This window comes from Nostoc flagelliforme FACHB-838 (assembly GCF_014698065.1).
Classification (GTDB): Bacteria; Cyanobacteriota; Cyanobacteriia; order Cyanobacteriales; family Nostocaceae; genus Nostoc; species Nostoc flagelliforme_B.
On record NZ_JACJSI010000222.1, the window covers coordinates 1 to 9,684 of the forward strand.

A 9,684-nucleotide genomic window follows, 5' to 3' on the forward strand; every position below is an offset into this window, starting at 1 on the left:
TTAATTCAGCAACTAAAACGCCCAAGTATTCCTATGTGCTTGGTTTGATTTAAATTGTCGTGTGGTAGGGCTACGCCCCGCTCGCTATTTGTTCCAGTTGCGTAAGTCCTGATCATAAAAAATCATCTCGCCTTCCTGAATGGCATAGAAAAGTTCTATTGCCAAGTCTTCATCATCTAAGATGATTTCATACATTATCACACCAGCATAGTCCAATTGGTTTTCAAAAAAGTAAGGTTCAATTTTATCTAAAAACAAATGAGCAAGTAACTTCGTAGAGATCAGCCTGTTGTAAACAATTATTTCAAAATCATCTAAAGAAAGACTATGTTTTTCCAGCCATGACCAGGTATCGTCAGCACTCTTAAGTTGATACATTAATCGGAATTTATCTGCTGCTTGCTGAAGTTCCCCAGTCTCCACTTTAATACCCGCCTCATTTGCGACATTTGCAATAACCTTGCGGGTAACAATCTCTTCAAGTATCTCAGGAATTTTGCAGGATAACTTGACTTGCTCAAGAATATCTTCGTTGGTAATGGTAATAGGTTGAGACATGATTTTTCTCCTTAAATTAGGTAAACAAAATTAAAACTAAAATAATCACTTTTTTCCCTAAAAAGTAATGGTAGTGGGTGATGAAGTTGAGAAATGTAAAAGTACCGCGAATTCCCCTACAATTTCACCCCACCCTGCTGCAACTGCTTAAACGGATCAAGCAGAAAATCAATAATCCGACGCTGGCGCACAATTACTTCAGCTGTCGCTGTATCTCCAGGACGCAGGGCAATACATTTATTAGCCGAGGGAATACAATTTTGTTTTAGGGCAATTTCCAAGTCATAAGCTGCCACCTTTCCATTAGATGTTTCCACCTCTATGGTAGTAGGAGAAATCTCTAACAGTTCTCCTTCTAGCACACCATAATCCTGAAATGGATAAGCATCAAACTTTAACTTTACTGGCAATCCTCTTCGCAAAGAACCACTCTCATTTGTTGCCATTTGCGCCTGAATTATTAAAGGCGAACCTTGGGGCGCAATCTCCGCAATCATTGCTCCTGGTTGTACTACAGACCCAGCCCTTTGTATCGGTAACTGAAACACTCTACCATTGACGGTGGCTCTTAACTCTCGTTGTCCTAACTGAAACTTTAATGAGACAATCTGACTCTTACTCTGAGCAATTTCTGCCTGAAGCGTAGTAATTTCTGTCTCCAGATTCTTCTGTTGTTCGTCGATTTTTAGCAAAGCTAGCTTGCTGGAACGAGTTAAGGTGTGATAACTCCTTTCTTGTTCTTTCAGTCGCAATAGTGCCTGCTCAATATCTGCATTTGCTTGGCGAATAGTCCGCTCATAACTACTTTTTTGTTCTACCAAACGTAGTTTAGCCTGCTGAATATCTGACTTATTTTGTTCGTATAACTGTTGCCTTTCTTTAGCTATATCTTGCTTTTGGACAACATTAGTTTCTGAAACAACCCCTGACTGCCAAAGACTGCGATAGCGTTCAACTTCTCGCTCGCTACTCGCCAAACTACTGTTTATTAACTTATTAGCTGTTTGATTATGCTCAAGAGTTTGCCGTGCCTGATTGACTTGAGCTAATTTTTCGTCTTTTTGTAAGTCATACGAATTCCTCAGAGCATTCATATTCTGTCGCGCTTGGTCAATTTGAGCCTGCTTTTCTAGCTGTTGAGACTGGTTCTGCTGCTGTTGAGTTGTTAAAGATACAACTAACTGACTTTTAGATGAATTTAACTGAGAAAGTCGATTTAATTGCCCTTCTAACTTCTCCTGTGCCTGCCGCAATTCTGCCTTAACTAATTCCGATTCCAACACTAATAAAGTCTGCCCAACTTTAACCGAATCACCCTCTTTTACCCGAATTTCGGCAACAGTACCTGCCACAGCAGCATCCAGCCTAACCGTTTTTCCCTTTGGCTCAAGTCGCCCTCTTGCTGTACCAGTTTCATCTACCTTAGATAGCATCGCCCAAGGTAAAATGGTCGATACAAACACTACCAAAAAATACAGCAATCCCCTTGTCCAAACCTGGGGCAAGCTATCAAGTAAATCCTTGGTTGCGTAAGCCCAATCATCAGTTGATATGGCTGGTGTTTGCTCCCTTAAAACTTCCTCGTGCTGTTCTACCTCATAGATTTGGGTTTGAACCCTTCCATTTAATGTGTTTGGCATGATTTTTCCTAATATCAATTTTGGATTTTGGGAGTGGGGACAATACGGTTCGGTTAATATGTTTGGCTTGAGGAGATCCCCCCAACCCCCCTTAAAAAAGGGGGGCTTTGCCTCCTATTTACCCCCTAGGGGGGATCAAGTCTTATCCGAACCTGGGAGTGGGGAGACAACAAAAGCTTTCTACTTTTCCTGTTGTTTCACCCTGCAACATCCAACTGCTGATGATTGAGATAAAAATAATGTCCCCGCTTCCCCATCAACTCTTTGTGAGTCCCGCTCTCAATCAACACGCCGCGATCTAGCACCAAAATCAAATCTGCATGACGCACAGTTGAAAGACGATGGGCAATTACTAAGGTGGTTCTGCCTTTGAGAATTGTATTTAAATTCGTCTGAATAATCCTTTCTGACTCTGCATCAAGATGGGAAGTCGCTTCATCCAAAATCAACAACTTGGGATTGCCTAACAACGCTTTAGCGATCGCAATTCTTTGTCGCTGTCCTCCAGACAACATCCCCCCTCCCTCACCAATCTGGGTTTCATAACCCATAGGTAACTTTTTAATAAACTCATCAGCACCCGCCAATCGCGCCGCCTCAATAATCTCTGCCAAAGTTGCCCCAGGATGTGCCAAGCTAATATTTTCCCGAATCGTTCCGCCAAATAAAAAGGTATCTTGGTCAACTACCCCAACTTGCTCGCGTAGAGAACGCAACGAAAGACTGTTAATATCCTGCCCATCAATCAACACTTTGCCATCTGTGGGGGGATATAACCCCAAAACCAGCTTAGAAATTGTGGTTTTACCCGAACCACTCCGTCCCACCAGGGCAACCATTTGCCCACTATGTATTTCAAAACTGAGATTTTCTAAAATATTGATATCGCCTTCAGGGTGATAACGAAATGTCACATTGTCAAAACGAATGTTCCCTTGAATCGGTGGTAAAGATTGCCGCGCCTGCTGCTGCAAATCCTCTTCTGGTTCCGCATCTAACACATCATTAATGCGTTCTATGGCAATCACCACTTCTTGCAATTGATTCCATAAAACTGTTAATCGTTGGAAGGGTCTAATAATATTTCCCAGCAACATATTAAATGCTACCAATTGCCCAATGGTTAGCTGGTTGTGAATTACTTGGTATGCCCCAAACCACAGCAAGATGGTAGTTACCACTGCTTCAATTGTGTTGCTGAATATTTGCAAGCGATTGCTAATAATTTGCCCAGAAAAGTTAGTTTTGACTTCCTTACTTAATAACTCTTCCCAATGCCAACGCACTGTCTGTTCCACTGCTGTGGATTTAACTGTTCGCACACCAGAAAGGACTTCAATTAGATAGCTGCTTTCATTAGCAACAGCATTAAATATTTCTCTAGAAATCTTTTGTAAAAAAGGTGTGGCAATTAATGCCAGCAGGAAAAAAGGCGGTATAATCACCAACACCAATAACGCCATTTTCCAACTGTACCAAAACATCAATCCTAAATAGATAAAGACAGTAACTAAATCCAGCAGGATGGATAACGCCTCACCGGAGAGGAAGCGTTGAATTTTACGGTTTTCCTGTACGCGAGAGATAATATCCCCCACATAACGGGACTCAAAGTAACTCAAGGGTAGCCGTAGGGTATGGCGGATAAATCCTACAATCAATGCTAAATCGAGTTTATTTGCCGTGTGGTCTAACAAATATTGCCGCAACCCTGTCATCGCCACACGGAATAAACTAAAAATCAGTAACCCTAACCCCACCGCCGTTAAGGTTAGTTCAGAACGCTGCACTACCACTCGGTCTAAAATTAACTGGGTAAATAAGGGAGTAACAAGTCCAAATATCTGGATAAATAAGGAAGCGATAAACACTTCCAGCATTACTAAAGAGTGAGGCTTCATCAATTCAAAGAACTGCCAAAAAGGAGTAGAACTCTCTTTGGTATCCTTTAGCATGGCTGTCGGTTGCAGCAGCAATGTGTAACCAGTCCAGTTGGCTTTACAATTCGGCGTGGCTGAGGCTGCATTGCCCGATGCCAGGGTCGGCTACAATAACGTATTTAGGGGTAATTTCGTAGACAACGATGTAATGTTTGCCTTCCCAATGAGCGATCGCAGGCAATTTTTGCTTCGCTAATTGGTCAAGACTCGCTTTGACAGGTCGCGTGGAAAAACCAATACTTTCCGCCGCCGCCGATAACCCCCGCAGTGATGAGCCATTACGGTCAACATTAGCGATATCCCGCAGGCGATTGACACTAAAGTTTTTCCCCCAATAGCGAGACACCATCACTAAAGAAGCTGCACCGCAATCCGATCCACTCTGTTGGGCAAAAAACGGATAGCGCCGAATCACACGCTGTAATAAATGCCCGACTCGCTGCGTGGAGTTGGGAAAATAGGCTTTGCTAATCTTTTTCTCGCGTGGCTTTACTGCTGATGTTGACAAAATCTGCGTTTCATCCAGCCGTTTTGAGTCAGATCGGAGTACTGGGAGGTTATTTGAGTCCAGTTCTTGGGGGTTACGAGATAGCGCCTTAGCCCACAAATGCTCCCGAATTTGGGGATATTTAGCCATCAATGGCCACAACACTTCACCTGGAACAAAGCACAGTTGCAAGTTGACTGAAGCCCTTGCTGCATAAGGTTTGAAGTCACCCTCCTTAAACAAGGTAAATTCTCCAAATGAGTCTCCTGTTTCTAAAGTGGCGATTAACTCATCGGTGCTATCTAGCAACCTGACCTTACCAGCGATCGCAATATAGATTCCTGGTTGGACATCAGTTCCTTGCCAGAACTTGCCGACTTTCGGGTTGATAAATTTAACTTGTTGAAGACATTGCTGAAATTCCTCTGTCGAAAGAGAATAACCCAGAGTATTGTTGAACTGTTGCAGCGTTATTAACTGAGCGGATATATCTTGCGCCATGAATGTCTAAAGGTTTTTCTAATTTTGCAAAGTTAATAGGTAAGAATTCGGAATCATCTGGAATAACTGCCGATTTCAGGTCATTAATCAAAATTTTGGAACCCTTAGCCTGCTCATGGCTGTTTGCTTCAGAATTGCTGGGTTTTGGTAGGGTGGACAATCCCATCTGTTTGAGCAGTCGCTTGATATGGCGATCGCTTACTTCAATCTCAAATTCTTTTGCTAGATGTTTCCCAAGCCAGTTAGCTGTCCATCGTCGAAAAGCATAGCCATGCTCGCGGGGACTACTGTTAATTAATTCCTTCAAACGCTCTAAATACTGATCATTCACAGCCTTCGGGCGACCAATGGGGCAATCTTGCCATTGATGCGCCATTCCAGTTCGGGCTATGTGTGTCCAATGTCGTGCCGTTGCTGCACAACACCCCAAGGTTTGACAAATCTCCGTTTGAGTTTTCCCCTCATCTGCCAACAACATGATTTCAATTCGTTGGCGGTATGATTCAAGTAAACTTTTGTGCAAATTTTGTAGTAGCAGTTTCCGCTGAAACGCTGTTAAACACTTACCATTAGATCCACTTAAGTAGTTGGTTTCAGGTTTCGCTTGGCAGTTGGACATAAACTTAGAATTGCTAGTTATGTAGACGCATCAATGCCTTGTGCTTGACGTATAATTTTTCAAGCACTTACAAAAAAATCTTTTTAGGACCTAGTGATTACCCTAGTAGCGCACATTGTTTTATGTATTACGTGTATTGTATGTCAGGCTTATATCAAGCTACAACTCGGATATGTAAATTCCGTAAATTAACCGTAAAATTTCCATGAATATTAGGTTAAACACGATAACTCAGTATTATTACTGTACATTTTATTTATAAGTAAAAATACTTTTATAATTTAAAAGAATATATATAGCTGATATCAATCTTGAACAAAAATGTTGCACACACAGAGATCATCTAAATCTCCTTCAAAAAAAAAGGGAACTTAAAGCCCAGATTAAGCTCCCCCCTTTTTTAAACTGGCTAAGAGGCATCAAGGATCTATCGCAAGCGTGATAGAGTTGGTATAAATATAGCTCATTTTTATTGAGATAGCGCTATTAGAAATTTCCCCTGAAAGCTTTTCCAGGTAGCCTAAAAACCTTTATACAGTAGGCTAAACATTCAAAAGCAATTCCTTTAAAGATACTTTGCTCCATTCCTTAAGCTGTATAGTATTTGACTTTAATTACTTGCTGATATGCTTAATCTTTTAGTAAAGGGAGGGTGACGGTAAAAGTAGTACCGACTCCAACTTGACTATTGACTACAATCTCGCCTCCCTGTGCATCGACACATTTTTTGGCGATCGCTAATCCCAAGCCAGTACCAGGGATGGTTCCAACATTGTCCGCACGTTGGAAAGGCTGAAACAGTCGCTTTTGGTTTTCTTGAGGAATGCCAATTCCGCAATCTTGAACTCGGAAAATTACCGCTTTTTCCTGACCAATTAGTTCAAAACGCACTATGCCGCCCGGTAGTGAATACTTAATCGCATTGCTAAGTAAATTGCCCAAAATATGCCGCAGTAAGCTTTCATCCCATAGTGCTTCGTCTAATTGCCCAAAACTGGCGAATACCAAAGTCAGATGCTTCTCATTTGCGAGCAATCGAACTTCTTCGACCATTTGGCGGCAAAAAGCTTCTAAATCTAAGCAGATGAGGTCATACCCCAGTCTACCGGAATCAGCTTTCCCGATGAATGTAACTTCATCTAATAGCTTTGCCATGTTTTTGATTGCCGAGCGAATCATTTGTAAATGATTCAGTTTTTTCTCTTTGGTCAATCTTTCATCTTGGTTTTGTAGTAATCCAGCAGCCAAGAGAATAGTATTTAGGGGATTGCGGATGTCATGAGAGAGCATTGAGACAAATTCAGATTTGAACTGATCAAGTTCATTGGCTTTCACCAGTTCAGCAGTTCGTTCTTCAACCCGAGTTTGTAACGTTTCATTGACTGTGCGTAATGATTCTAAAACCTGCTTATGCTCGATCGCATAACGTAGCGATCGCACTAACACATCTACATTTACCTGGCGCTTGACTAGATAATCTTGTGCCCCCTGTCGCACTGCTTCAATTGCCAGTTCTTCGTCATTTGTATTTGTTAGGACAACAATCGGTATGCTTGGCGCTTGACCAATCAGAGGAGGTAGAGATGACAATCCTTGGCTATCAGGTAGAGTTAAATCTAATAAAATTACATCATAATTACATTTACTTAGTTCCTGAAGTGCTTCCCCCAATCGCGTTACATGAACCAGAGTAAATTCTTGGGACTGCGCTTGTGTCAGAAACTCTTGTAACAACCTAGCAGAAGCCAGATTATCCTCGATTAACAAGATTTTTACTGAGTAGCTCACAACCATAATCTTCAGGTTTCACCCCCTATTGCTGCTCTATCTTGTCATTTGTTATTTGTCATTTGTCATTTGTCATTGGGCATTGGGCATTGGGCATTGGGCATTGGGCATTGGGCATTAATCAATCATTTTTCTTCCCCTGCTCCCCCTGCTCCCCCTGCTCCCTGCCCCCTGCCCCTCTGCCTCCCCTGCTCACTCCGATGGTAGTGTTACAGTAGAGAGCCAAAAATCTTCAATACTCTTGACGATTTGAAATAATTGGTTGAGGTTGCGAGATTTAGTGATATAGCAATTCACATGTAAATCGTAGCTGTGAAAAATGTCATCCTCATTTTTTGAGGTTGTTAACACAACAACTGGAATACGCTTCAGTAGTGGGTCGGCTTTTATTTCCGCCATCCACTTTCGAGTATGCCAATACGTCATCGATCAATGTCTGCATCAGGCTAACTCCTTGCACAGCATAGCTGATAAACTCTTGAGCATCTTCGTCAAGTTCTTCGCTATACCGCATCTCCAACAATTGCACGTAATTCACAACTTGATTGAGTGGTTCTTGCAAGTCATGGGAGGCGACGTAGGCAAACTTTTTCAGTTCGGCGTTAGAACGTTCTAAATCCTGCGCTAACTGGGCTAGTTCATCGGCTTGACGCAGCACAATATTAACAATTGCTTTCCGCAGTTCCAATGCTGCTTTAACTTCTACATCTTTCCAAGGTAAAGATGTTAAGCGAACCGTTTCTTTCCAAAGTTCAAATGATTTACGTGGACACAGGCGGACATTTCCTTCTAACTGGCTAACTTCAAATGCCTTATTAGGATCGCCACCCCAGTTTACAGTTTGAATTACTTCCGGCCGGAACCATAAAACATAATTCCGCTTGGCGATGGGAATAGCTAACAAACCGCTAGCGACATTTTTAAAGCTTTCGGCATCTGGATAAATATGTGGTAGGGAATCTGTACAAAAGACTTCTTCCTCAACATTATTCTTGAGCCATTGGACTAAATAATTCAGGTCTTCTTCTCTAGGCGTTTCACCAACTACTGTGCAATTTCCCCCAAAACACACGGCCGCGCCTTGAGCGTTACCAAAATCTAAAAGATGCTGCGGATTTTTAACTAAACCATCAATAAAGTTTTCTTCTTGAGACATATATTCAATCAAGATTGATTGAAGGTGTGTCAGATTTATCCGGTGATAATAGTCTTGGGTTTCTTCTCTCGCTGAGATTTCTGCAAATATTACTCGTCCCAAAAATTCGCAAGCTTTCCGCAATTCGTAGGAAACATATTTAGGGGACTGATGGTGACAAGCAATTAGTCCCCAGAGTTTTTGGTCTTTAATTAAAGAGATAGTAAGCGAAGCACCAACACCCATATTATGCAAGTACTCCATATGACAGGGAGCAGCACTTCTAAGAATAGAGTTGGTTAAATTAATGGGGCGATCGCTAATTGGATTATTGGCAGGAAAAAGTTTTACTGGCTGAGAATAAGCATCTGGAATGATTCTGATCGAATTGGCAGCAAATAATTTTCTCGCTGGTTTGGGAATATCTGACTCTGGGTAATGCAGCCCTAAGTAAGGTTCTAGGCTTTCTAGTTTTTCTTCAGCGATAACGGAACCATGCCCATCATCATCGAATTTATATAACATTACCCGGTCAAATTCCGTTATTTTCCGAACTTCTTGAACGATAACTTGACAAAAATCACGGAGATTTGCTGTTTTTTCTAGTTGATTTATGGAGGCTCTAGCTAGATCATAAAAGCTTAAAAATGGAATATTTTCTTGAGTTAGAGCAGGTTCTAACTCCAGGATTAAAAATCCTTCGGTATTGCGGTGAAATATTGCATCAAATACTACGTATTCATCACCTTTTTTTCGTACCCAAACTTTTGTGGGATTGATGAAATCAAGATTTTCTCCAGATAGCCCTGTTTTAATTCTCTCTATTTGAAAGGGATCTAATAAATCTTCTAGTTTTTTGTGCAACATATTTTCGGGAGCAATTCCGAAAATCTTTAATGTATTAGAAACCATTTATAAAGAAAATCTTTAGGCAGCAAGACGACGTAACATAATACGTGTCATCACAGCATAGATGGCAGCTTCGCTCATCTCAGGAAGCCGTTCATAGTCTTTGC

General features: G+C 41.5%; 3 protein-coding genes and 5 pseudogenes. All 8 read right to left on the reverse strand.

Going from position 1 to position 9,684, the window contains the following annotated elements; translation table 11 throughout:
• Positions 1-111 precede the first annotated feature (111 nt).
• Positions 112-558: pseudogene (locus H6G97_RS38130) on the reverse strand (peptidylprolyl isomerase); the annotation flags it as partial.
• Between the two features lie 116 nt (positions 559-674).
• Positions 675-2,198 carry a beta-barrel domain-containing protein gene (locus H6G97_RS38135; RefSeq protein WP_190945879.1) on the reverse strand — a complete coding sequence of 508 codons (1,524 nt, stop codon included), beginning with the start codon at positions 2,196-2,198 and terminating at the stop codon, positions 675-677.
• Between the two features lie 197 nt (positions 2,199-2,395).
• A pseudogene (locus H6G97_RS38140) lies at positions 2,396-5,126 on the reverse strand (peptidase domain-containing ABC transporter).
• Entirely contained in the window at positions 5,020-5,745 is a 726-nt protein-coding gene (locus tag H6G97_RS38145) for a helix-turn-helix domain-containing protein (protein WP_190945880.1), read from the reverse strand. The pseudogene H6G97_RS38140 and the gene H6G97_RS38145 overlap by 107 nt, the downstream one beginning before the upstream one ends.
• Before the next feature lie 630 nt (positions 5,746-6,375).
• Positions 6,376-7,539 carry a hybrid sensor histidine kinase/response regulator gene (locus H6G97_RS38150; RefSeq protein WP_190945881.1) on the reverse strand — a complete coding sequence of 388 codons (1,164 nt, stop codon included), beginning with the start codon at positions 7,537-7,539 and terminating at the stop codon, positions 6,376-6,378.
• Between the two features lie 186 nt (positions 7,540-7,725).
• A pseudogene (locus tag H6G97_RS53660) lies at positions 7,726-7,941 on the reverse strand (response regulator); the annotation flags it as partial.
• Positions 7,931-9,574: pseudogene (locus H6G97_RS38155) on the reverse strand (GAF domain-containing protein); the annotation flags it as partial. The pseudogenes H6G97_RS38155 and H6G97_RS53660, both read right to left, overlap by 11 nt.
• Before the next feature lie 21 nt (positions 9,575-9,595).
• A pseudogene (locus H6G97_RS38160) lies at positions 9,596-9,684 on the reverse strand (IS5/IS1182 family transposase); the annotation flags it as partial.